Below are 22,234 nucleotides of genomic sequence, written 5' to 3' on the forward strand. Positions count from 1 at the left end.
ATTAAAACAAATAAAACTAAGCAATGTCAATTTATTAGATTTATTTTCTAAATATAAAATCATCTATTGATTATTTATCAATGTTTAAGCAATTTTACAGCATCATAAACTATTAAAACACGTTATAAAATGGCTTTTAAACCTGCAAACAATATACAAGATTTACAGTATTTCGGTGAATTTGGTGGTGTTAACCCTTCAATTTCAGATTCTTCAACCTATACGTTCATTTCAGCAAAAACAATGCTTGATACTTTTGAGGGGAATGCAGATGGTTGTTATTTATATTCACGCCACTCCTCACCTTCTAACCTTTATTTAGGTGAAGCACTAGCTGCTATGGAAGGGACGGAAACAGCTAATGTATCAGCTTCCGGAATGGGTGCAATCACACCTGTTTTAATGCAAATTTGTGGTGCTGGAGATCATATTGTATCTAGCAGAACAATTTACGGAGGAACTTACGCCTACTTAAAAAACTTTATGCCGCGTTTTAATGTGGAGACCTCTTTTGTAGATATTACAAAATTAGAGGTGGTAGAAGCGGCAATTACTAAAAATACTAAAGTATTGTACTGCGAATCTGTAAGTAATCCTTTACTTGAAGTGGCAGATATTGAAGGTTTGTCTCAACTTGCAAAAAAACACAACCTAAAATTGGTTGTAGATAACACCTTTTCTCCTTTATCAATTTCTCCTGTAAAATTTGGTGCCGATGTGGTGATTCATAGTTTAACAAAATTCATCAACGGATCTAGTGATACGGTTGGTGGTGTGGTTTGTGGTACACAAGAATTTATTAACGACTTACGTAATGTTAACAGCGGCGCAAGTATGCTTTTAGGATCTACAATGGATAGTTTACGTGCGGCTTCTGTATTAAAAAACCTAAGAACCCTACATATTCGCATGCAACAACACAGCTATAATGCGAGTTATTTAGCCGAAAAATTTGAAGCAGATGGTTTAAAAACAGTTTATCCTGGCTTAAAATCTCATCCATCGCATCAAATGTTTAAAAACATGATGAATGAAAAGTATGGTTTTGGTGGGATGCTAACTATAGATGTGGGGTCGTCTGAAAACGCCAACGCTTTAATGGAATTAATGCAAGAAAAAAACTTAGGCTATTTAGCTGTGAGTTTAGGCTTTTATAAAACATTATTCTCTGCGCCAGGAAGCTCAACCTCATCAGAAATACCTTTAGAGGAACAAGCAGAAATGGGATTAAGCGATGGTTTAATTCGTTTTTCAATTGGATTGGATGCAGATATTGAACGTACCTACCAAATGATGAATAGCTGTATGACGGCTTTAAATATCTTATAAACTACAAGAACACAATTTCTTAACCTTATAGCCCAAACCTTTAGTTTGGGCTTTTTAGATGTATTTGCATAGCTTAATCGAAAATCGTAACATTACAATACCAAAATTTTATAGATGCAAGACCACGAAAACCTTTCAGAATTTAAAGCAGATACGCAACATATTATAGATAATAAAGAATTAAGCTTTTTCGAAGCCCTAATTCCAGTCATTATATTAATGAGCATGTTGGCTTACAATATCTTTTTTGTGGAAGATCAAGAATGGTTTGGCGCATACACCAACCAAATTATCCTAATTTTAGGAGGTGCAGTTGCTGCAGTTGTTGGTTTTTTTAATCGCGTGCCTTTAAAAATTATGATGGCAGAAATAGGCGAAAACCTAAAAAGCGTTTTTGTGCCTATATTAATTCTGTTTTTAGTTGGGGCGCTAGCCGGAACATGGCTTATTAGCGGTGTTATTCCTGCCATGGTATATTATGGACTACAAGTATTAAGCCCGTCTATATTTTTACCAGCTTCAGTAATTATTTGTGCAATTATATCCATTGCAACAGGTAGTTCATGGACTACTTCTGCTACTGTAGGAATCGCTTTAGTAGGTATTGGTACCGCACTAGGAATTCCACCAGGAATGATTGCCGGTGCTGTAATATCTGGTGCTTATTTTGGAGATAAAATGTCGCCATTAAGTGACACCACTAACCTTGCTCCTGTAATGGCGGGGACAGATTTATTCACCCATATAAAATATATGACAATTACTACGGTACCAACAATTTTGGTAACGCTTGTGGTTTTCGCAATTATTAGTACTTCAATAGAAACCTCTGGAAATGCCGATTTATCACAAATCCTAGAAACTATTGATACCACCTTTACAATCACTCCTTGGTTATTTACGGTACCAGTGGTGGTGATTGCGTTAATATTACTAAAAACAAAACCATTAATCGCCCTAGGATCTGGTGTGGTACTTGCAGCTGTTTTTGCCTTTATTTTTCAAGGAGCAGTGATTGAACAAATTACAGATTCTAAAACTGAAACCATTATAAATGCTGTACTTACAGATACAAACATTCCTATTGATGATGCTAAATATTTAGAAACCTTAACGGAAAACGACCTAAAAGCCATCAACTCTAATAAAGATTTAGCACCTCTTTTTGATGCCGATAGTGATATCGAAAAAAGCTTTACAAACACGCAACTCGCTCAGGTATTTGAAAACCAAAATTACGATGCAACAACTTTAGCTACAAAAACAGATAGTTTAAGTCGACTTTTAACAATTGATAAACTGAAAAAATTATTTAACGCCGGCGGTATGGAAGGTATGTTATGGACCATCTTCCTTATTATATGTGCCATGATTTTTGGAGGAATTATGGATGGTATTGGTGCACTATCTCGTATTACAAAAGCATTACTATCTATCGCAACTTCGGTATTCGGGTTATTTACAAGTACCGTAATTAGTTGTTTAGGGTTAAATGCTATTGCTTCCGATCAATATTTAGCAATTGTAATTCCAGGGAAAATGTTTAAAAAAGCCTATGAAGATAAAGGCTTAGCTCCCGAAAATTTAAGCCGAACACTAGAAGACTCAGGAACCGTAACTTCTGTATTAATTCCTTGGAACACTTGTGGAGCTTACCAAAGTGGTGTTTTAGGGGTTGGTGTTGCCGAATATTTCTTTTACGCCATCTTCAACTGGTTAAGTCCGTTCATGACTTTATTATTCGCTGCTTTAAGTCTAAAAATCAGAATGATTTCAGCAAAAAAACCAATAAATAGCTAAAAACTATTCTTTTTTTATTTCACCATAGCTAAAACCTATTGCTTCATAAAAAATTAAGATTACCATAACACCCAAAATGCGTCTTGTGTTGTATATTTGTAGTACAGAAAACTAATAATAATTAAAATATAAAACACATGGCATTTGTAGGAAAAAAATTCCCAGATTTAAACGTTGACGCAATGAACGAAATGGGCGATACTTTTAAAGTAAACGTTCTTGAAGAAGCAGTTAACAACAAGAAAAAAGTAGTATTATTTTGGTACCCTAAAGATTTTACTTTCGTATGCCCAACAGAATTACACGCATTTCAAGCAGCAGTTGCTGAGTTTGAAAAACGTAACACAATTGTAATTGGAGCATCTTGTGACACACCAGAAGTGCATTTTGCTTGGTTAAACACAGCAAAAGATAACGGTGGAATTGAAGGTGTAACTTACCCAATTCTTGCAGATAGTAACAGAAACTTATCTAGCGTTTTAGGAATCTTAGATATCAAAAACGAAGTATATGATGAAGAAACTGGAACTGTACAAGTTGAAGGAGACAATGTAACTTACAGAGCAACTTACATTATTGATGAAGATGGTGTTGTACAACACGAGAGCATTAACAACATGCCATTAGGTAGAAATGTTGGTGAATACTTACGTTTAGTAGACGCATTAACTCACGTACAAAAAAATGGTGAAGTTTGTCCTGCTAACTGGGAAGAAGGAAAAGACGCAATGTCTCCTGACGCTAAAGGAACAGCAGCTTACTTAGCATCTCACTAAATTATATTTAGATCTCAAATTCTGAATGTTTTCATTCAGGATTTGAGTCTTAAAAAACAACACACATCATGGTACAAGAATTAACAGAAGACAACCTACAAGACCTTATAAACAACAACGATACTGTAGTAGTGCAATACTCAGCAACTTGGTGTGGTAACTGTAGAATTATGAAGCCAAAATTTAAAAAATTGGCTACAGAAAATGAAAACATCACATTTGTAATCGCAGATGCAGAAAAATTCCCAGAATCTCGTAAACTTGCAACGGTAGATAACTTACCAACTTTTGCAACCTTTAAAAAAGGAGATTTTGTAGATCAAGTACAAACAAATAAATTTGACGTTCTAAAAACATTAGTAGATGAAGTTACCGGTAATTAAGCATTTAACGCAATTTATTGAAGAAAATGACGAAGATTTCGTAGTAGAAACTATTGAAACCTTAGAAGCTTTAACCGAAGTATCTTCGCTTAAAGATGAAGAATTAGACGTTATTGGAGAGCTAATCTCTAATATGTATGGCGCAATGGAAGTGAATAAAATGATTAAAGAAGGAACGCCACAAAAAGAAGCTTTAAATACGTTTATGAAACGTGTTTTAGGATCTATAGATAAATAGAAAAAGAAGAGTTTTATAAAAAAAGACACTTTGCGAAAGCAAGGTGTTTTTTGTTTAAAGAATAAAAACAGACAACTATATATAATTTAAACATAACACCTATTATATAGGTTCTCTTTTTGCGTTTAAATCTCCCCACCTAAAAGCGAGTAAACAAAAAACAATAGCAGATCATACAAAATGATTAAAAAAAATTTAAAACGAATAATGATAACAACACTTATAATAATAGCATTATTGGTAATCACATACCTTGTTTTTACAAACTTCTACCCGAGTTTTGGTGGAGATATTTCAAAAGAACAAAAGGAAGCTTACGCAAAGTCCAAACAGTTTAATAATGGAAAGTTTAACAACACAAATCCTGTTCCTAAAGATTTAAGCGCTTCTGAAACAGCCAAACTAGCCTATACGTTTTTTACAACAAAAGTGCCTAACGGAAGACCTAAAGCCGACTTAAAAACAACAAAAGTAAATGCTGATACTATTGCTAATTATAAAGGGGAAGCACGAATGATTTGGTTTGGCCATTCATCATTTTTATTACAAATTGAAGATAAAACTATTTTACTAGATCCTATGTTTGGTAAAGTTGCTGCCCCCATAGACATCCTTGGAGGAAATCGCTTTAATGAAACATTCCCGTTAGAAATAGAAAAACTTCCTAAAATTGATGCTGTCATTTTTTCGCATGATCATTACGATCATTTAGATTATAAAACCATTTTAAAACTAAAAGATAAAACCAACCATTTTTATGTACCGTTAGGCGTTGGAACGCATTTAAAAGCATGGAAAATACCTTCAAATAAAATAACCGAATTAGATTGGTGGCAAGAGGTAAAACTAGAGAGTTTAAACCTAGTATGTACGCCTGCGCAACATTTTTCTGGTAGAAAACTAAATAATGGACAAAGCACATTATGGAGCTCTTGGGTGATTCAATCTAAAACTGAAAATATCTACTTTAGTGGAGATAGTGGCTACGCTTCACATTTTAAAGAAATTGGAGAAAAATATGGCCCTTTTGATTTGGCTTTAATGGAATGCGGACAATACAATGACATGTGGTCTGATATTCATATGATGCCTGAAGAAACAGCACAAGCAGGAATAGATGTACAGGCAAAAAAAATAATGCCAATACATTGGGCAGGTTTTAAATTGGCGTTACACGAGTGGACAGATCCTATTAATCGTGTAAAAGCTAAAGCCGAAACCTTAAATTTAAAAGTAATCACACCTACTATTGGTCAAAATATAATCGTAAAAGATTCTGTTAACAACTATACCAATTGGTGGAAAGACCTATAACCTATTTAGTCTGCACTTTTTTATAACTCCCCAAGTCACTAAACTTATTGCCTTTTAATTCATTCTTAGAAAAATGATTTACCATTTTAGCAATTGCAGGATTTTGTAAACTGTTACGCGAATAGGCCAAACCTACTTCTCTATAATAAACCGGACCATTATATGGTCTGGTTTCAAAACCATACCAACCATCAATAAAATATTCTGGTAAAAAGGTCAACCCCAATCCCGCCATTAAAAGTGTTAAGGTTTCAGTTTTAGTCGAACAATTTCCAACTGTATTCACCGTTTGATTAGAAAAATTAAGAATAGAAATACATTGTTTATGCGCTTCACAAGGCGGACAATGTATAAAATTTTCACCTTTTAAATCTTCCACTAAATCAATGTCATCTTTTTCTAAAAGAGAATGACCATTGGGGATACATAATACGTAATTTTCTTTCCAAATGGGCAGAAATAAATCTTCTTCATCTTTCCATTCCCGCACTAATAAATTCACTTCATTTCCTCGTCCTATTGTATTTACATTCCACAACACAGAAGTGTTTAAACGAGTCGCTGTTTTAAAAAATTGCAATTTATACTCTTGTGGTAAACTATCTGCAACACCAATAGTAACTTCGTTGGTTAAATCTTGCTTCAAAAATAAGTCTGGTAATTCTTTTAATTCCCCTAACAAGCGCTTAGCAATAGGATATAAATAATGTGCTTCGTTAGTTAATTCCACACCTCTTTTATGTCTTCTAAAAAGATTCTTACACATCTTTTCTTCCAGCTGCTTTATTCCGTTAGAAATATTAGGCTGTGATACAAAGCATTTTTCTGCTGCTCGAGTTAAATTCTGCTCTTCGTAAACCGCTACAAAAAATTTTAAAAGACGTTCTTCCATTATAAATTTAAATTATGATAAATATAAAAACATAGTATTTTGATGTCGTTTTTTGCTAGCTTATCTTTGTATTGAATCTAAAACACTTCCGTTAAAATTCAAAAATCAAAATTATCATTAATATTTATTATAACAAAAACATAGTATGGAAACTAAAAAACTTATCGTAATCACAGGAGCAAGTTCAGGATTTGGATTAGAAATGGCGAAAGCATTTTCTAAAGATGGGTATCCGCTTTTATTATTAGCAAGAAGAGTTGAAAAAATGGAGGCTTTACACTTACCGAATACGTTATGCCGAAAATTGGACGTTACCAACAAAGAAAATTTTGAAAAAGTTATCGCTGAAGCGGAAGCAATTTATGGTGAAACCGATTTGCTTGTAAACAATGCAGGAGTAATGCTTTTAGGAGATATAACAACACAAGATCCTGCGGAATGGAAAAAAATGCTAGACGTCAATATTCTTGGTGTTATGAACGGAATGTCTGCAGTAATACAAAAAATGAAAACGCGCAAAAGCGGTACTATTATAAATCTTTCTTCTATGGCTGGGATACAAGCATTTGAAAATCACGCAGCATATGCGGCTAGTAAATTTGGCGTTAGAGGTTTAACACAAACCGCACGATTAGAGTTATCACCTTATAACGTTAGGGTTATTTCTATAGAGCCTGGAGCAGTGAAAACGGAATTATTAGGACATACAACCGACAAATCTATAATCGATGATTATAACGATTGGAATCAAAATTTGGGTGCTATAAATATCACAGCGGCTGATGTAGCAAACACCATAAAATTTGCATACCAATTACCACAAGCCGTTTTATTACGTGAAATAATTATTTCAGACACCATGCAAGACGCTTAATTTACATTTACATACAAATTAAAATAGCAGTATAAATCCAATACACCTTTGGCTTTATACTGCTGTTTTTTTTTTTAACTCTTATCTATCGTATTAAAAAACCAGCCACCCTCCTACTTAAAAGCAACTTGTAATTCCCGGAATACAAACATAAAACAACTTTCTCGACGCGGCCAAAACTCAACATTTTAATTATTTTTGTAGCCATATAAAACAGACGAGCAAACCAAACGCATGAGTCTTAAAAGAACATCCAATATTAAAAAATGAGCTACAGATAACAAAAACATCACATTTGTAATCACAGATACAGAAAAACTCCCAAAATCTCGTAAACTTGCAACGATAGATAACGTATCAACTTTTGCGACCTTATAAAAGAATAAAATAAACACCACAAGCCATACACCAATAATGGACAAACAAAATAGTAACAAAAGCGAGCAGACTAATAAACAGGTGCAACCAGATAAATTGTTGGATAACAATACCAATGAAGACAAACCAACCAAACGTATAAGAAAACAAGCGACTCAAGAGCAGTTAGACAACCCATTTCACGGTGTAAAACTAGCACAAATATTAGAGCGTTTAGTCACACATTATGGTTGGGAATATTTGGGCGATCGCACCAATCTTCGCTGTTTTATATACAATCCTACCATGAAATCAAGTCTCGGTTTTTTAAGACGCACCACTTGGGCACGAGAACATGTTGAGGATATCTATTTGGAAATGGTAGAAAGAAAAAGAGCGCAAGATAAAATACTAAAAAAATAAACCTTTACTAAGGTTGTTACATCTGCTAAGCAATTAGACGCAACAGCATATTAAAACCCAACCCAAAACCCAATAATTAAAATAAAGTTAAACTTTTGGAATAATCATTCCAAAACACATATCTTTGCCTCGTGAATAAAAAAGAAGCCATACTATCTGCTGCCATTACGCTATTAACTCAAAAAGGCGTACACAATACACCAATGTCTGCTATTGCTAAAGCAGCAGGCACAGGAATGGGTACGATTTACAACTATTTCCCAAATAAAGAAGAGCTAATTAACGCTATATACGTTCGTATAAAACACGAAGAAAAAGACCTGTTTTTAGAGTTTGACGCTAAAAAATCTATTCAAACGCAATTTGAAACCTACTGCACAGCTATGATTGATTTTTTTATAGCCAATCCTACCTATTTTAAATTTATGGAACAACTGCAAGCCTCCCCTATTATTACAGAAGACAGTAGAAACGAAGGCGGAAAATCTATTATTCCAGTTTGCAATTTACTAACAAAAGGACAAGAAGATAGCCATATTAAAGCCATAAATATGGATGAAATATTAATGTTTATTGGTGGCTCTATTTTAGCCTATTTACGTTGGTATTTTAATCAGAATACCCACACCAAAACATCACTTAGCAACCAAATGCACATGCTTTGGGATGCAATAAAAGCATAAAAAAAAATTTATCATTAATTTGGAATGAACATTCACTCCAATAAAACGCAATTATGAAAAAAAATATTTTAATTACAGGAACATCCACAGGAGTAGGTTTTGAAAGCGCTATTCTATTTGCTAAAAATAATTTTAAGGTCTACGCTACCATGCGAAACCTAGACAAAGCCACAAAATTAAAAGCGCAAATTGAAAACGATAATTTAGACATCCATTTACTGCCATTAGACGTTACAAAAACAGAAACTATAAAAGCAGCAGTAGATACCATTATTACAAACGATGGAAAAATAGATCTCCTTTTGAATAACGCTGGTGCAGGTTTTGCAAAAACAACTGAACAAGCAACCCAAGCCGAAATAAAATGGGTCACAGACGTTAACTACCTTGGTGTGGTGTATTGCACACAGGCTGTTTTACCATACATGCGCAAACAAAAATCGGGACAAATAATTAGTATTACATCTGTTGGTGGTTTGGTTGGTCAACCTTTTAACGAGCTGTATTGTGGTGCTAAATTTGCTGTAGAAGGCTTTATGGAAGCCTTAGCAACCTATGTTAGCGATCCGTTTAATATTAAAATTTCTTGCGTAGAACCTGGAGGAATCTCTACTGAATTTATGACCTCAGCCATTGGTAAAACGGTAACCGAAGGACAATTGGCAACTGGTGAGTACGCGCCTATTTTTGATCAATACATGGCTGGAATTGAAAAAAGATCAAAATTAAGCGAAGTCTCATTGTATCAAACCGGATTAGAAGTCGCAACCGTAGCTTTACAAGTGGCACAAAATAACCACCCGCCTTTACGTATACGTACCTCAAAATGGGCGGAAGATTTTACGAATCTTAAAACAAAAGCAGATCCAGATGGTACTAAATTAGTTGCCGAAGTAAGAGCGAGTTTCCTTTAATTTTAGAACTTCTTCTTTAAAACTTTAAACCCACTTTACAACTGTATTGTGGGTTTTGTTTGATAATAAAATAGCACGATATAATTCATATATATAAATTATATTCATCCAAGATTGTTCAACGTTTCCATTATTTCTCGCTTATAAGTAATCCCAATAGGAATTTGTCTTTGCTGAACTAGCAAACAATCTTTATCTATTGCTTTCACCTTGTTAATGGCTACGATATACGATTTATGAGAACGAATGAATAATGTAGATGGCAATTGATTTTCAAGTTCGGTTGTAGTAATGGTTGCTACATACGTGCGTTTCATTGTGTACACTTTTACGTAGTTCCCGTAGCTTTGTGTAAAAAGAATATCGTCTAATACAATAGAAACCATATCGCTACCAATTTTAAGACAGATGTCTTTTGCTTCTTCTTTTGGTTCTGAACTAGTCTCAATAGCACTTTTATCCTTAAAATGTGCTATGGCTTTTAAAAACCTTGGGTAAAAAATAGGCTTCAACAAGTAATCTATAACACCATAATCATAACTCTGCAGTGCATATTCGCTATACGCTGTGGTTAAAATGGTTTTTGGTTTATTGGGTAATGTTTTTAGCAATTCCATACCTGTAACTTCTGGCATATCAATATCTAAAAACATTAAATCTACAGGGTTATTTGTAAGATATTCCATAGCTTCTAACCCATTATATAGCTGGTGTTCTAACGACAAAAAGGGATTTTTACTAATGTAATTTGAAAGCACATAATGCGCTGCAGGTTCATCATCAACTATAATGCATCTTATTTTATTTGTCATTCTGCTTCGCTGTTAAGTTGATGCTTAAATGAACTAAAAATTCATCTTCTTCGGTTATTTTAATGGTATGATGTTTATGATAAATTAAAGCCAAACGTTTTAAGGTGTTTTTAAGTCCAATTTTAGTCGAATCTATTTTTCTTTTCTTTTTCGGTATGCTATTTTTCACCACAAAAGATAACTGACCATCTTTTGCATCAATTGTAATGTTTACAAAGCATTTTTCTGCGGAAGCGGTTCCGTGTTTAAACGCATTTTCAACAAAAACAATCAGCATCATTGGTGCAATTTTATATGCATTTGGGTGGTCTATAGCACTATTAAAACTAATATCACATCGGTAACCAACACGTTCTTTTTCAAGTTCAACATAGCTTTTTAAAAATTCAATTTCTTCTTCTAAAACTACAGTAGATACATCGCTACATTCTAATTGGTAACGCATTAATTGCGACGTGTGCATAATTAAATCTGGCACGCGATCTGGATATTTTAAACTAATACCATACAAGGTATTAAAAGTATTGAATAAAAAATGCGGATTTAATTGTTCTTTTAAAGACGATAACTGTGCATTTTTACTCAGCAGCTTTTCATTATCTTCTCGCTTACTATTTCGGTAAAATTTGAATATTAAACCAATAGAAACAATACAGATTAAACTTACCATTAAAGTTCCTGCTTGGTACGTATAGCTTTTTTGAGCAATAGATTTATACAGAAAGCAGTTTTTGTAAATCCAAATGGTAACCGCATGATACGTTATTACTGTAAAAATAGCCAACAACCCAATACTTGTTAAAATATATAATAGCGGTTTTTGCTTTTTTAATAGAAAAGGTAATAAAAATGCGCGATTTATTTGTGCGTGAATGTAAAGCAATAAAAAATAGCAAAACCCTGTAAATAAGCTTCGCCAATTATGAATTAATATCCAATCGTTTAGGGTAAAAAGCACAAACGAACTAAGTAAAATAAATAGCTCTTGCGACCACTTATTTTCTATTATTTTACTTACATATTTATTCATAACCCAATTTATATACAAAATAACCAATTTTAACTCAGAAAAAGGCAAAAAAAATGATGAGTTCAATTCGTCATTTGATGACTTTAATTGGTCATAAAATTCCAACATTAACAAATCTTGCATGCTACTTTTGCCCCATAAAACCAAAGTATTTTGTGTGTAATTAAACACTTTAAAACCCATTTACCTTTTATAATTAGCCTTGCAGCGCAGCAAAGCTAAGGACTAGTAGTTAGTATACACAAGGATTTTTAACCATTCTTTTGGAATGTAATCTTAAAACTAATATTTAAAAAAAATAAATGATGAAAAAAACAATTTTAATCTTGGCAGTTGTCGCAGGAATTTTAGGAGCCTGTACACAAAAAGGAGAAACAACAAAAGATGCTGTTGGGAATCAAATTATCCAAGATTTAAGCAATCGCTATACATCAAAAGCATACGATAAAACAAAACGCATTTCAGCCGAAGATGTGGCAACAATAGAAGAAGTATTGCGCTTATCGCCTTCCTCTATCAACTCACAACCTTGGAAATTTATCGTTATTAAAAGTGACGAAGCAAAACAACGTTTCGCAAGTACCTTTAAAAAGTATAAATTTAATCAACCACATGCTACAAACGCTTCAGAAATTATTCTTTTTGCAAATAAAGTGCATTATAGCAAAGAGGATTTCAAAAAGCGATTAGACGCTAGTATGGCGGCTGGACGTATGAATCAAAAAGGGTATGATAACATGCTAACAAAAGCATTCGGATTTGCTGAAATGGTGGCTGATGAAAACGGAAACAATAGTCATTGGACAAAAGCGCAATCTTACATTGCTTTGGGTAACGTATTGCACACATTAGCACGCTTAAATATCGATTCTACTCCAATGGAAGGCGTAAATGCCGATGAAATTCAAAAAGAATTTGCCAAAGAGTTAGGAGCTGATTACGAATGTACTTTTGCTTTAGCAATAGGTTATCACAACGATGGAAAAGATTACAACCGTAAATTGCCTAAAGCACGAATGGCAAAAGAAGATGTAATTATTGAACTTTAATTAAAAGTTTTTTTATTAGTATGTAGAGGTTATTCATAAGTTTCCTCTACATTTTTTTTAATAAAATTTTTATTACCTAAAGTAAATTCCCAAAATGAAAATAATCTTAATACCAGGAAGTTCTAATCAAATTGGAAAGCTTGTATGAATAAAATAAAACGATCACTCGCCATATCAATTACGCTTATCACCATAATTTGGTTTTTGACAAATACACTGCTGTATATTCCGTTTGATTCTAACTTGTTTACTAAGAGTTTGGATCAATATACCGGAATTATTGCCTTTTCTGCTATGACTTTTTCTATGCTATTGGCAACGCGTCCCCTGTGGCTGGAGAAACACTTGGGCGGACTTGATAAAATTTACCGTCTGCACAAGTGGCTTGGTATTCTTGCATTCTCCTTTTCTATATTACACTGGTTAGTGTCAAAATTACCAGAATGGTGGTTGTATTTAGATAGACTAATAATTTTAGATGCTACCTCTGGTGCTACTGTGTCCTTAGTTGAACCTAGCGCATTTGAAGAGTTTTTGGAATCAATTGAATCTCTGGCGATTCAAGTAGGTGAATACGCTTTTTATGTAACGGTGCTGTTTCTAGTTATGGCATTACTAAAGAAGATACCGTATCGTTTTTTTGCAAAAACTCACATTGCCATGGCAGTAATTTATTTGGCCTTAGTTTTTCATGCGTTTGCACTAATGTATATAGATTATTGGACGGAGCCCATTGGTATAACAATGGCAATTATGATGATAGCAGGAACCATTTCTTCGTTTATTGTTCTTTTCGGTCAAGTGGGCAAGAAACAAAAGTCTCAAGGTGCTATTCAGTCTATTAACACATATCCAGATATGAATATGTTTGAATTAATAGTAAAAAGCGATACATGGAAAGGCCATAATGAAGGGCAGTTTGCATTTTTAAAATTTGAAAAAAAAGAGCCGCACCATCCTTTTACAATCAGTTCGGCTTGGGATCCAAAAACCAAAAATATCAGCTTTACAATTAAGGCGCTTGGAGGTTATACTAATAATTTGGCTAATAAATTAAAAATAGGCGATGCGATAGTGCTTGAAGGTGCTTATGGTAATTTTACGTTTAACGACAAAAAAGAAAGTCAAATTTGGATCGCTGGTGGTGTAGGTATCACGCCTTTTTTAGCTAGAATGGAGCGTTTAGCACAACTGGACAATAAGCAAAAAATTGATTTTTTCTACTCCGCTTTTAAATTAGATGTTGATTTTAAGAAAAAGTTAGAGCAAGTCTCAGCAGAAGCCAACATCAATTTACATGTATTTGAAACTTCTAAATCAGCTCTAATTTCAGGAGAACATATCCGAAATGCTGTTTTGGACTGGAAATCTGCAAGTGTTTGGTTTTGTGGTCCTTCAAAAATGGGAAAATCAATAAAGAAAGACTTTAATCAAAATGGATTTCATTCAAAATTTCATCAAGAATTATTTGAAATGCGCTAATGTTTTTGAAAGGCTAGCGAATAAAACTTTATTTAATCATTAACGAAGGGAAATCAGGTAAAGGCGAACATACATTTTTCTATGATTTTTTCAGTGTGAAAAAAATTGACAAATGTTAGAACATCGAAACCTAATCTAAACTATAAAAGCTACAGTAGATACCATTATTAAAAACACGAGTACGCACCTATTTTTGATCAATACATGGCTGGAATTGAAAAAAGATCAAAATTAAGCGAAATCTCATTGTATCAAACCGGATTAGAAGTCGCAACCGTAGCTTTACAAGTGGCACAAAATAACCACCCGCCTTTACGTATACGTACCTCAAAATGGGCGGAAGATTTTACGAATCTTAAAACAAAAGCAGATCCAGATGGTACTAAGTTAGTTGCCGAAGTAAGAGCGAGTTTTTTGTAGATTGTTATTTACGTGATTATTATACCTGTCTAATTATAAAACCACTTAGCGAAAGCTTGGTGGTTTTTGTTTGTTGTGAGCCTTGGTTTATTGTGGGAATTTGAGAACTTCGTTACTTACAACTTTTTTTATATAAAAAAGGATAAACTCTCTATATCCCAATATATTTAAGGGATATAAGTAATAACAGTTATTATATAACGAGTTGGCATTAATAATGGAGACAGTAACAATAGGATATATAGTGATTGGAATTTTGGTCGTTGTTCTTTTGCTTCAACGCAAACGAATTGACAAAAATGCGGAATATGATTCTTATGCTGACGAAAAAAATGATTGGGCAATTCTGACTTCATTTTCGGAATTAAAATTGTTGAGTAAATATTCTGGCGAATTAAGATTTGGACCTGCTTTTATTCACTTAAAAACTGAACCAAAAAATGCTTTCGGAAAGGAATTCTTTGGAGACTGGTTTTTTAGAACAGAAAATGGTGTTTATCTGCAAAAGTGGAATTCTAATCCGATTAAAAGCGGAGTTCATACCAGAGCGAATAATGACTTGATTTATTACGACCGATTAAAAAATAAAATCGAAGTTTTGGAAACTGGAATAAAGTCATTTCATTGGACAATTGAAAAAGACGAGAATAACGAACTGACTTTGATTTCGGATAATGGAAAAACTGAAAATAGAATTAAAATTACTAATGCCAACACCGTATAAAAATAATTGCGGTTTAGTGCTTAATCAAAGGTCGTTGCGTGTTTGTAACGTCTGATTTTCCTTCGGAAAATCCTCGCATACAAACCCGCAACTATTCTTATACATAAACGTTAGCAAACATTAACAAAACAGAATGGATATTGATAAACAAACAGAAATCTTAAAAAAAATATCAATTCGTGGAAGGTTCGCTTACGGAATGAAATGTTTAGAACAATACGTAAAAGAGAATGAACTTAAAGATGAATTAATAGTTAAAATTTTAGATAATTTATGGGAGTTTACAAATTCAGATGAGTTAGATGTTTGGGACGAAAAAATAAGTGATTTAAACCCTAAACATATTCTGAATATTCAACCAGAAAAAATAGAATCTGAATTCCCTACTATTACTGTGAATGAATATCACGAATTAAAGAAGTTTTATGAAAATTCTGATACTGACTTTATAATTATGGTTGAAAACGTAATAGAAATAGGAACAGGAAATCTTTATGGAGGAATTGATGAATATAGCAGTTGGACACTTGAACCAACATTAGAAATGATTAAGTCAATGAATTTAAAACGAATTCCTAATATTAAAAATTTTGAATTTTCGAAATTTTCAGAAGATAATGGGTGGGGAAATAAAATTAGAAGGAAAACTTTAGAATAAAAACGTGTGGTAACACCCTATAAAATTAATTGCTGGTTTTAGCTCACTTGGGAAATTCCTACAGAATTTCGCCGTTCGTGCTTTATTTACTAAATTCATTGCTTAAACCATATACAAAACTGTTACCTGCAAGCTAAACAACAATATACTAAATGACAATAGACCAAATTCTTAACGACATCTATCCTCTACCTGATACTTCAAAATCGACAATTAAAGAGTTTATTTCAGAAATAAATTATCCTAAAGGACACTTTTTGTTGAGAGCAGATAAAATTGAAACAAGAATCTATTTTATCAAAAAAGGAATTGTCCGTGCCTATACCAATACTGCCGACAATGAAATTACATTTTGGTTCGGAAAAGAAGGTGATGCCGTTATCTCAATGAAAAATTATGTTGCAAATCAGAAAGGATACGAAGATGTTCAGCTGTTAGAAGACTGCGAACTATACGAATTGAAAGTTCAGAGCTTACAAGAACTTTTTGATATAGACATATTTATCGCAAATTGGGGACGAAGGTTTGCTGAACAGGAACTTATTAGGACAGAAGAACGACTTATTTCCCGACAATTTCGAACAGCTAAAGAACGCTATACAGAACTTCTGAAAAATAATCCTGAATTAATTCAACGTGTACAATTAGGGTACATTGCTTCTTATTTAGGCATAACTCAAGTAAGTTTAAGCAGAATAAGAGCAGAAGTAAAATAAATTGGCGTTTTTAACATTTGTAAAATTTTTCTATAATCCCATTTCCCATCTTTGCAAAAAAACAATAGTTATGAATTGGATTATTTTAGTTGTTGCAGGTTTATTTGAAGTCGTATTTGCATTTTGTTTGGGAAAAGCGAAAGAAGCCACGGGAAATGAGATGTATCTATGGTATTTGGGTTTCCTCATTACTTGTGGGATTAGTATGGGACTTTTAATTAAAGCAACTCAAGCATTACCCATCGGAACTGCTTATGTAGTATGGACAGGAATTGGTGCAGTTGGAACCGTTTTACTCGGAATCGTGGTATTTAAAGAACCCGCAACATTTTTAAGGTTACTTTTTATTACAACATTAGTCGGCTCAATTATCGGATTAAAAACAGTTTCACAATAAAATGAGGAAAAGCCAGCAGATAACAATGTGTATCATTAATTGCTGGCTTCTCGCCTACTTACAAAATCCTAGCGGACTTTATTGGTCGGTTTATATTTACTAAATTCACTGCTTAAAACACGCAAAAAACCACATACAACAACGTTGCCAACTATAAAGCCTCACTCTTATGAATATAAAAAGAATACTTTTATGAATAATTTTGCAAAAGGGACTGAACTTCTAAACATTTCGGATAAGAAGTATAGAACTGAAATAACTAAAAAAATTAGTGATTTTAAGTATAATCTACCAACAATTTACAAGGTATTTATAGAGAACTATATTATAGGACGTGGAAAATTCAAAGAATTTAAATATCTCGATAATAGATTTGATAAAAAAAAGGATTTTCTTGATAGAGCATATCGCCCTCATGATAAGTATATTTTAGTCTATGAACTTTTATCAATAACAGAAATTATTCCTATAATTATTAATAAAAATGGAAACTTCGATTTTGATGGAATTGATTTTAATAAAACTATACCGATTGGAGAATGTGATGGTCAGAAATTACTCTTTGTTGGAATAGACGCTCAAAACTTGGATGAAATTTTTATTGAAGATGAATTTTCCGAAAATAAAATGAAACCAATAGCTAAAAATATATTTCAGTTTGTATCGGACATTGAATTGTTTTATGATGACACAATTAGTGGTTTTTCATCCAATCTTTTTTACAAAAACATAACAGAAAATTTCTGGAGAATAAAAGAATAAATTACAGTAGCCAACACCCTATATAATTAATGGCTAGTTCTCCAGGACTTACGAAAATCCTTGCAAATTTTCTATTCAGTTTTATAATCACCTAATCAATTATAAAAAAAATCAACCTCAAAAACCAACAAAACATCCAATGCCCACTAACATCAAAATAAAAGATAAAACCACACCATTTACAACCATAAAAGTGGAGGCATTTAGAAAACATGTTAGAACCACAGTCCCACACAAGCACAACAACTATTTTGAAATTATATACTTAACCAAAGGCAGTGGTACGCATACCATAGATACCAAAACCTACCAAATACAACCACCAATTGTATTTACAATCAGACAAGAACAAGTGCATTTTTGGGACATACAATCGGAACCAGAAGGTTTTGTGCTTATTATTAAAAAATCGTTTATAGACGATTGTTTAGATAAAGACATCATGCAATTGCTTTCTAAATTAAGTGCGCAAAATTGCCTATTTCCAAAAGACGAGACTGTAAACACGCTTTTTAAATTGCTGCTTAATCAGTATCAAGAAAAAAGTGCTTTAAACAAACCTATTATGGATGGTTTATTAAAAGCGCTATTCGCAAAACTATTAGAATCAGAGACGTTTACACCTTCCAAAACGAGCAACAACGCCGTTTTTAATAGCTATATCCAACTTATAGACCAAAAACACCAACCAATTAATAAGGTGAGTTATTACGCTAACCTACTAAATACCACGCCACAAAATCTAAATGCTATTTGCCAAAAAGAAGCAACGCAATCGGCAAGTGCAATACTGTCTGAACATATAATAAAAGAAGCCAAAAGGCTTTTACTGTACACCAATTTTACGATAAGCGAAATTGCAAATACACTTGGGTTTAGCGATAATTCGCATTTTACAAAATACTTTAAACGCCACGTGAATAGCACACCAAAAACTTATAGGAAAACAAACTTTTAAATACCAATCGTTTTTCAAATAGACCATTAAAATGCCTAAGTATTGTATATTTTTGCGAGTACAAAAAAATAAGTACTATGAAAGGCATACTAATTACCATTTGCTTGCTTTTGCTGTTTTCATGTAATAATACCAAAACACAAAAGCTAGAAGGTCAATGGATAAAAGGCACCGAAAAGGAACAATTAACCACTATTGAAAACCAATTTAGAGGTTTTGATATGGCAATGGTAGAAACCGGCTACCGTTATCAAGAATTATATTGAGCTGGACAAGATCAAAATTGGGCCTTTGCCGATTATCAATTAGAGAAGATTGAAAAAGCCATAAAAAATGGTTTACAACGCAGACCAAAACGTGCCAAGTCTGCAAATCATTTTTTAACGGTAGCGCTTCCTCAAATGCGTAAAGCTTTACAAAAAAGAGATACTATGCGATTTAACAGCGGTTTTCAAACACTTACATATAGTTGTATTAGTTGCCATTCCATGGAAAAACTACCCAGTTTTAGTGTTAAAAAACCGCTGCACAGACAATCGCCAATTAGAAATTAAAATAACTAAAATGTTTCATAAATTAATTAAAACAGATCAAGCTAAAACCACCATAATAATTCGCTTTATGGTAGGATTTATTTTCCTTTCGGAAGGGATTCAAAAATTTATAGAACCTGCAGCTCGAGGGACTGGAAGATTTGCGAAAATGGGGTTTCCTAATCCGGAATTTTTCGCGAATTTTGTTGGTGCTTTCGAAATTATATGCGGTATATTATTACTGCTTGGTCTTTTAACACGTGCAGCAGCAATTGCCATGCTAATAAATATGACTGTGTCTATAGTGGTGACTAAAATCCCTATAGCTTTTGCCGAAAGTTTTGGTTCCTTTACGCTTCGAAATCTTAAAACCTATGGGTTTTGGAGTATGGTGCATGAAACACGAACAGATTTAGCCATGTGGTTAGGGTGTCTTTTTCTATTCATAAAAGGTGGCGGTTATTGGTCTGCTGACTCTAAAATTAAAAAGAAATGAAAACCTTTTTTCAATACGATTATCAAATTCTAAAATGGATACAAACCCATAGATTTAGTGCTTTAGATACCTTTTTTTATGGGGTATCAGCGACTACATTCTTAGTTTGTATTATGGTATTAGTAAGCTTAGGGTGGTTGTATATCAAACGGAAACCAAAAGCGTTTAATAACATCTATTACAGCCTCTTGTTTGTTTTTACACTTTCGGCAATTACTAGCCTAGTATTAAAATACATAATTAACAGACCGCGTCCGTTTGTAACACATCCAGATATTATTACTTTTTCGCAGGTTAGCCCCTATGCGTTCCCTTCAGGACATACAACCATAGTCTTTAGTTTGGCGTTTTTAGCATTATTTTTAGCATTAAAAAAAAGGTATCTAATACCGCTATTTTTATGGGCAATTTTAGTCGCCTACTCCCGAATGGTATTAGGTGCACACTATCTATCAGATGTTTTAGGAGGAATTGTGATTAGCGTTCTATTAAGCATATTAATGAAACCTATTTCTAAAAAATGGCCAGTAAAAAAGACCTAAAAGAAGTTGCAAAACTGTTTTTCAAATTAGGAAGCATTGCTTTTGGTGGTCCTGCAGCGCATATTGCCATGATGGAGGACGAAGTGGTTAAAAAAAGAAAATGGATGACACCACAACATTTTCTGGATTTGGTTGGTGCTACCAATTTAATTCCTGGACCAAACTCTACCGAAATGACCATGCATTGCGGACATGAAAAAGCAGGTTGGAAAGGGCTAATTGTAGCGGGTTTTTGCTTTGTATTTCCGGCAATAACCATTACCATGCTTTTGGCTTGGCTCTATCAACAGTATGGACAACTCCCAAAAGTAGAACCTTTTATTTATGGCATTAAACCTGCTGTAATTGCTATTATTTTAGATGCGGTTTATAGACTAGGTAAAAAAGCCCTAAAGAATGTTAAACTTGGCGTATTAGGAATAATAACCTTAATAGCGTGTCTACTGGGAGCAAACGAAATTATAGCTTTATTTACATGCGGACTTATAGGTTTACTGTTATATGTTTTTGAAAACAATAAAAACAACCTCAACAGCTTTGCGCCTCTTGTTGCATTGCAAATAGTCTTAACACCAAGCACTTTAAAAATTCTTTGGACCTTTTTTAAAGTGGGTGCCTTACTATACGGAAGTGGCTATGTATTATTTGGTTTTCTGGATGCCGAATTAGTGACTACAGGATTACTAACCAGGCAAGAATTGATTGATGCGGTTGCGGTTGGACAATTTACGCCTGGACCAGTTTTATCTACCGCCACATTTATTGGTTGGCAATTAGGAGGTTTTTGGGGAGCCATAGCGGCTACCATAGGCATTTTCCTACCTTCTTTTATATTTGTAGCAATATTGAATCCGTTAATACCTAAAATGCGACAATCAAAACTGTTTTCGGCTTTTTTAGATGCGGTAAATATTGCGGCAGTAGCAGTAATTATAGCGGTTTGTATAGCCATGGGACAAGAAACATTGACGGATTGGCGAACAATTCTGATTGCTGCAATAAGCCTGATAGCTGTATACATCTTTAATAAAGTGAACAGTGCTTTTATTGTAATTGCTGGTGCTTTTCTGGGATTTGTGTTAACTTTATTTTAGATCGCCTAAACACCGCAAAAAATCATACTATTATTTTTTTGACTAAAAATAATAGTAGTTTAAAAAATACGACGTAACTTTGTTGACTAATCAACACTTTACTGATGGCTAAAAAATATATATTTACCGATTCTGTAGGCTATTTAACCACAACCATATCCCGAATTTTACAACAAAAACTTCAGGGACGTTTTAATACTTTAGATTTAAATACCACTCCAGAACAGTGGCGATTATTGGTGTTAATTTCTAACGAAGGTGAAATGAACCAAAGCCAAATTGCCAAATTACAACATAAAGATAGAGCGGCTACAAAACGTATGTTGGATAATTTAGAAAACAAACAATTAGTGATTAGAAAATCTGGTGTAGATGCAAGATCTAATACTATTGCATTAACTAAAGATGGCGAACATGTAGTACAAGTATTTAAAGAAGCTTCTAAACAAACGGTTAGCGAAGCACTGAGTTGTTTTACAGAGACGGAAGCACAAACATTAAACCAACTCCTTAATAAATTATTAAAAAACATTGATTAAAAAAATTTAAATTAATTGTTGACTAATCAACATTACAAA

At 33.4% G+C, this 22,234-nt stretch carries 27 protein-coding genes; 24 read left to right on the forward strand and 3 right to left on the reverse strand.

Annotated features, from left to right (window positions below; translation table 11 throughout):
* Positions 1 to 129: 129 nt before the first annotated feature.
* The 6 genes from ACU4C5_RS14360 (at position 130) to ACU4C5_RS14385 (ending at position 5,840) form a co-directional block, all read left to right on the forward strand.
* Positions 130 to 1,329 (forward strand): aminotransferase class I/II-fold pyridoxal phosphate-dependent enzyme, encoded by a 1,200-nt coding sequence (locus ACU4C5_RS14360; RefSeq protein ID WP_446844901.1) that lies wholly within the window; start codon positions 130 to 132, stop codon positions 1,327 to 1,329.
* 114 nt (positions 1,330 to 1,443) lie between these two features.
* Positions 1,444 to 3,129 carry a Na+/H+ antiporter NhaC family protein gene (locus ACU4C5_RS14365; RefSeq protein WP_446844902.1) on the forward strand — a complete coding sequence of 562 codons (1,686 nt, stop codon included), beginning with the start codon at positions 1,444 to 1,446 and terminating at the stop codon, positions 3,127 to 3,129.
* A gap of 137 nt (positions 3,130 to 3,266) precedes the next feature.
* Complete coding sequence (locus ACU4C5_RS14370; protein ID WP_446844903.1) at positions 3,267 to 3,905, forward strand: peroxiredoxin; 639 nt, start codon at positions 3,267 to 3,269, stop codon at positions 3,903 to 3,905.
* Between the two features lie 68 nt (positions 3,906 to 3,973).
* Positions 3,974 to 4,288, forward strand: a complete 315-nt coding sequence (locus ACU4C5_RS14375) for a thioredoxin family protein (RefSeq protein WP_446844904.1) — start codon at positions 3,974 to 3,976, stop codon at positions 4,286 to 4,288.
* The gene (locus ACU4C5_RS14380; RefSeq protein WP_446844905.1) at positions 4,269 to 4,526 is read left to right on the forward strand and encodes a DUF6952 family protein; all 258 of its coding nucleotides are present in this window, start codon (positions 4,269 to 4,271) and stop codon (positions 4,524 to 4,526) included. Before ACU4C5_RS14375 ends, ACU4C5_RS14380 begins: the two co-directional genes overlap by 20 nt.
* Positions 4,527 to 4,733: 207 nt before the next feature.
* Positions 4,734 to 5,840 carry an MBL fold metallo-hydrolase gene (locus tag ACU4C5_RS14385; RefSeq protein ID WP_446844906.1) on the forward strand — a complete coding sequence of 369 codons (1,107 nt, stop codon included), beginning with the start codon at positions 4,734 to 4,736 and terminating at the stop codon, positions 5,838 to 5,840.
* Position 5,841: 1 nt separating this feature from the next.
* On the opposite strand, the gene ACU4C5_RS14390 is transcribed toward ACU4C5_RS14385, so the two are convergent.
* Positions 5,842 to 6,732: a LysR family transcriptional regulator gene (locus tag ACU4C5_RS14390; RefSeq protein ID WP_446844907.1), complete on the reverse strand. Its 891-nt coding sequence runs from the start codon at positions 6,730 to 6,732 to the stop codon at positions 5,842 to 5,844.
* A 145-nt stretch (positions 6,733 to 6,877) separates the two neighbouring features.
* Between ACU4C5_RS14390 and ACU4C5_RS14395 the strand changes: the two genes are divergently transcribed.
* From ACU4C5_RS14395 to ACU4C5_RS14410, 4 genes are all read left to right on the forward strand, one after another.
* Positions 6,878 to 7,606: an SDR family oxidoreductase gene (locus ACU4C5_RS14395; protein ID WP_446844908.1), complete on the forward strand. Its 729-nt coding sequence runs from the start codon at positions 6,878 to 6,880 to the stop codon at positions 7,604 to 7,606.
* A 414-nt stretch (positions 7,607 to 8,020) separates the two neighbouring features.
* Positions 8,021 to 8,386 carry a VF530 family protein gene (locus tag ACU4C5_RS14400; protein ID WP_446844909.1) on the forward strand — a complete coding sequence of 122 codons (366 nt, stop codon included), beginning with the start codon at positions 8,021 to 8,023 and terminating at the stop codon, positions 8,384 to 8,386.
* Positions 8,387 to 8,517: 131 nt separating this feature from the next.
* Positions 8,518 to 9,069, forward strand: a complete 552-nt coding sequence (locus ACU4C5_RS14405; protein WP_446844910.1) for a TetR/AcrR family transcriptional regulator — start codon at positions 8,518 to 8,520, stop codon at positions 9,067 to 9,069.
* A gap of 53 nt (positions 9,070 to 9,122) precedes the next feature.
* A complete protein-coding gene (locus tag ACU4C5_RS14410) occupies positions 9,123 to 9,983 on the forward strand; it encodes an SDR family oxidoreductase (protein WP_446844911.1) in 861 nt (286 codons plus the stop codon).
* A gap of 104 nt (positions 9,984 to 10,087) precedes the next feature.
* On the opposite strand, the gene ACU4C5_RS14415 is transcribed toward ACU4C5_RS14410, so the two are convergent.
* Both ACU4C5_RS14415 and ACU4C5_RS14420 read right to left on the reverse strand, forming a co-directional pair.
* Positions 10,088 to 10,795 (reverse strand): LytR/AlgR family response regulator transcription factor, encoded by a 708-nt coding sequence (locus ACU4C5_RS14415; RefSeq protein ID WP_446844912.1) that lies wholly within the window; start codon positions 10,793 to 10,795, stop codon positions 10,088 to 10,090.
* On the reverse strand, positions 10,785 to 11,825 hold the full coding sequence (locus ACU4C5_RS14420) for a sensor histidine kinase (protein ID WP_446844913.1): 1,041 nt from the start codon (positions 11,823 to 11,825) through the stop codon (positions 10,785 to 10,787). Before ACU4C5_RS14420 ends, ACU4C5_RS14415 begins: the two co-directional genes overlap by 11 nt.
* A 302-nt stretch (positions 11,826 to 12,127) precedes the next feature.
* Between ACU4C5_RS14420 and ACU4C5_RS14425 the strand changes: the two genes are divergently transcribed.
* From ACU4C5_RS14425 to ACU4C5_RS14490, 14 genes are all read left to right on the forward strand, one after another.
* Positions 12,128 to 12,874 carry a nitroreductase family protein gene (locus ACU4C5_RS14425; RefSeq protein WP_446844914.1) on the forward strand — a complete coding sequence of 249 codons (747 nt, stop codon included), beginning with the start codon at positions 12,128 to 12,130 and terminating at the stop codon, positions 12,872 to 12,874.
* Between the two features lie 144 nt (positions 12,875 to 13,018).
* Positions 13,019 to 14,356 carry a ferredoxin reductase family protein gene (locus ACU4C5_RS14430; RefSeq protein ID WP_446844915.1) on the forward strand — a complete coding sequence of 446 codons (1,338 nt, stop codon included), beginning with the start codon at positions 13,019 to 13,021 and terminating at the stop codon, positions 14,354 to 14,356.
* Positions 14,357 to 14,560: 204 nt separating this feature from the next.
* The gene (locus tag ACU4C5_RS14435) at positions 14,561 to 14,776 is read left to right on the forward strand and encodes a hypothetical protein (protein ID WP_446844916.1); all 216 of its coding nucleotides are present in this window, start codon (positions 14,561 to 14,563) and stop codon (positions 14,774 to 14,776) included.
* 217 nt (positions 14,777 to 14,993) lie between these two features.
* Entirely contained in the window at positions 14,994 to 15,500 is a 507-nt protein-coding gene (locus ACU4C5_RS14440) for a hypothetical protein (RefSeq protein WP_446844917.1), read from the forward strand.
* Between the two features lie 133 nt (positions 15,501 to 15,633).
* A complete protein-coding gene (locus ACU4C5_RS14445) occupies positions 15,634 to 16,158 on the forward strand; it encodes a hypothetical protein (RefSeq protein WP_446844918.1) in 525 nt (174 codons plus the stop codon).
* Between the two features lie 152 nt (positions 16,159 to 16,310).
* Positions 16,311 to 16,874, forward strand: coding sequence for a Crp/Fnr family transcriptional regulator (locus ACU4C5_RS14450; RefSeq protein ID WP_446844919.1), 564 nt, complete (start codon positions 16,311 to 16,313; stop codon positions 16,872 to 16,874).
* Between the two features lie 70 nt (positions 16,875 to 16,944).
* Positions 16,945 to 17,271, forward strand: coding sequence for a DMT family transporter (locus tag ACU4C5_RS14455; RefSeq protein WP_446844920.1), 327 nt, complete (start codon positions 16,945 to 16,947; stop codon positions 17,269 to 17,271).
* A 192-nt stretch (positions 17,272 to 17,463) separates the two neighbouring features.
* Complete coding sequence (locus tag ACU4C5_RS14460; protein ID WP_446844921.1) at positions 17,464 to 18,033, forward strand: hypothetical protein; 570 nt, start codon at positions 17,464 to 17,466, stop codon at positions 18,031 to 18,033.
* Between the two features lie 139 nt (positions 18,034 to 18,172).
* Positions 18,173 to 18,991: an AraC family transcriptional regulator gene (locus ACU4C5_RS14465; protein ID WP_446844922.1), complete on the forward strand. Its 819-nt coding sequence runs from the start codon at positions 18,173 to 18,175 to the stop codon at positions 18,989 to 18,991.
* Positions 18,992 to 19,068: 77 nt separating this feature from the next.
* Positions 19,069 to 19,257, forward strand: coding sequence for a hypothetical protein (locus ACU4C5_RS14470; protein WP_446844923.1), 189 nt, complete (start codon positions 19,069 to 19,071; stop codon positions 19,255 to 19,257).
* A gap of 298 nt (positions 19,258 to 19,555) precedes the next feature.
* Complete coding sequence (locus ACU4C5_RS14475; protein ID WP_446844924.1) at positions 19,556 to 20,020, forward strand: DoxX family protein; 465 nt, start codon at positions 19,556 to 19,558, stop codon at positions 20,018 to 20,020.
* Entirely contained in the window at positions 20,017 to 20,562 is a 546-nt protein-coding gene (locus tag ACU4C5_RS14480; RefSeq protein WP_446844925.1) for a phosphatase PAP2 family protein, read from the forward strand. Before ACU4C5_RS14475 ends, ACU4C5_RS14480 begins: the two co-directional genes overlap by 4 nt.
* Positions 20,541 to 21,656 (forward strand): chromate efflux transporter, encoded by a 1,116-nt coding sequence (gene chrA, locus ACU4C5_RS14485; RefSeq protein WP_446844926.1) that lies wholly within the window; start codon positions 20,541 to 20,543, stop codon positions 21,654 to 21,656. The genes ACU4C5_RS14480 and chrA overlap by 22 nt, the downstream gene beginning before the upstream one ends.
* 104 nt (positions 21,657 to 21,760) lie before the next feature.
* Positions 21,761 to 22,195 carry a MarR family winged helix-turn-helix transcriptional regulator gene (locus tag ACU4C5_RS14490; protein WP_446844927.1) on the forward strand — a complete coding sequence of 145 codons (435 nt, stop codon included), beginning with the start codon at positions 21,761 to 21,763 and terminating at the stop codon, positions 22,193 to 22,195.
* Positions 22,196 to 22,234: the final 39 nt, after the last annotated feature.

This window comes from Lacinutrix undariae, from assembly GCF_052934785.1.

Coding starts and splice junctions, on each gene's coding strand:
- ACU4C5_RS14360 (WP_446844901.1), top strand. CDS start 130: ATGGCTTTTAAACCTGCAAACAATATACAAGATTTACAGTATTTCGGT.
- ACU4C5_RS14365 (WP_446844902.1), top strand. CDS start 1,444: ATGCAAGACCACGAAAACCTTTCAGAATTTAAAGCAGATACGCAACAT.
- ACU4C5_RS14370 (WP_446844903.1), top strand. CDS start 3,267: ATGGCATTTGTAGGAAAAAAATTCCCAGATTTAAACGTTGACGCAATG.
- ACU4C5_RS14375 (WP_446844904.1), top strand. CDS start 3,974: ATGGTACAAGAATTAACAGAAGACAACCTACAAGACCTTATAAACAAC.
- ACU4C5_RS14380 (WP_446844905.1), top strand. CDS start 4,269: ATGAAGTTACCGGTAATTAAGCATTTAACGCAATTTATTGAAGAAAAT.
- ACU4C5_RS14385 (WP_446844906.1), top strand. CDS start 4,734: ATGATAACAACACTTATAATAATAGCATTATTGGTAATCACATACCTT.
- ACU4C5_RS14390 (WP_446844907.1), bottom strand. CDS start 6,732: ATGGAAGAACGTCTTTTAAAATTTTTTGTAGCGGTTTACGAAGAGCAG.
- ACU4C5_RS14395 (WP_446844908.1), top strand. CDS start 6,878: ATGGAAACTAAAAAACTTATCGTAATCACAGGAGCAAGTTCAGGATTT.
- ACU4C5_RS14400 (WP_446844909.1), top strand. CDS start 8,021: ATGGACAAACAAAATAGTAACAAAAGCGAGCAGACTAATAAACAGGTG.
- ACU4C5_RS14410 (WP_446844911.1), top strand. CDS start 9,123: ATGAAAAAAAATATTTTAATTACAGGAACATCCACAGGAGTAGGTTTT.
- ACU4C5_RS14415 (WP_446844912.1), bottom strand. CDS start 10,795: ATGACAAATAAAATAAGATGCATTATAGTTGATGATGAACCTGCAGCG.
- ACU4C5_RS14420 (WP_446844913.1), bottom strand. CDS start 11,825: ATGAATAAATATGTAAGTAAAATAATAGAAAATAAGTGGTCGCAAGAG.
- ACU4C5_RS14425 (WP_446844914.1), top strand. CDS start 12,128: ATGATGAAAAAAACAATTTTAATCTTGGCAGTTGTCGCAGGAATTTTA.
- ACU4C5_RS14430 (WP_446844915.1), top strand. CDS start 13,019: ATGAATAAAATAAAACGATCACTCGCCATATCAATTACGCTTATCACC.
- ACU4C5_RS14435 (WP_446844916.1), top strand. CDS start 14,561: ATGGCTGGAATTGAAAAAAGATCAAAATTAAGCGAAATCTCATTGTAT.
- ACU4C5_RS14440 (WP_446844917.1), top strand. CDS start 14,994: ATGGAGACAGTAACAATAGGATATATAGTGATTGGAATTTTGGTCGTT.
- ACU4C5_RS14445 (WP_446844918.1), top strand. CDS start 15,634: ATGGATATTGATAAACAAACAGAAATCTTAAAAAAAATATCAATTCGT.
- ACU4C5_RS14450 (WP_446844919.1), top strand. CDS start 16,311: ATGACAATAGACCAAATTCTTAACGACATCTATCCTCTACCTGATACT.
- ACU4C5_RS14455 (WP_446844920.1), top strand. CDS start 16,945: ATGAATTGGATTATTTTAGTTGTTGCAGGTTTATTTGAAGTCGTATTT.
- ACU4C5_RS14460 (WP_446844921.1), top strand. CDS start 17,464: ATGAATAATTTTGCAAAAGGGACTGAACTTCTAAACATTTCGGATAAG.
- ACU4C5_RS14465 (WP_446844922.1), top strand. CDS start 18,173: ATGCCCACTAACATCAAAATAAAAGATAAAACCACACCATTTACAACC.
- ACU4C5_RS14470 (WP_446844923.1), top strand. CDS start 19,069: ATGAAAGGCATACTAATTACCATTTGCTTGCTTTTGCTGTTTTCATGT.
- ACU4C5_RS14475 (WP_446844924.1), top strand. CDS start 19,556: ATGTTTCATAAATTAATTAAAACAGATCAAGCTAAAACCACCATAATA.
- ACU4C5_RS14480 (WP_446844925.1), top strand. CDS start 20,017: ATGAAAACCTTTTTTCAATACGATTATCAAATTCTAAAATGGATACAA.
- chrA (WP_446844926.1), top strand. CDS start 20,541: ATGGCCAGTAAAAAAGACCTAAAAGAAGTTGCAAAACTGTTTTTCAAA.
- ACU4C5_RS14490 (WP_446844927.1), top strand. CDS start 21,761: ATGGCTAAAAAATATATATTTACCGATTCTGTAGGCTATTTAACCACA.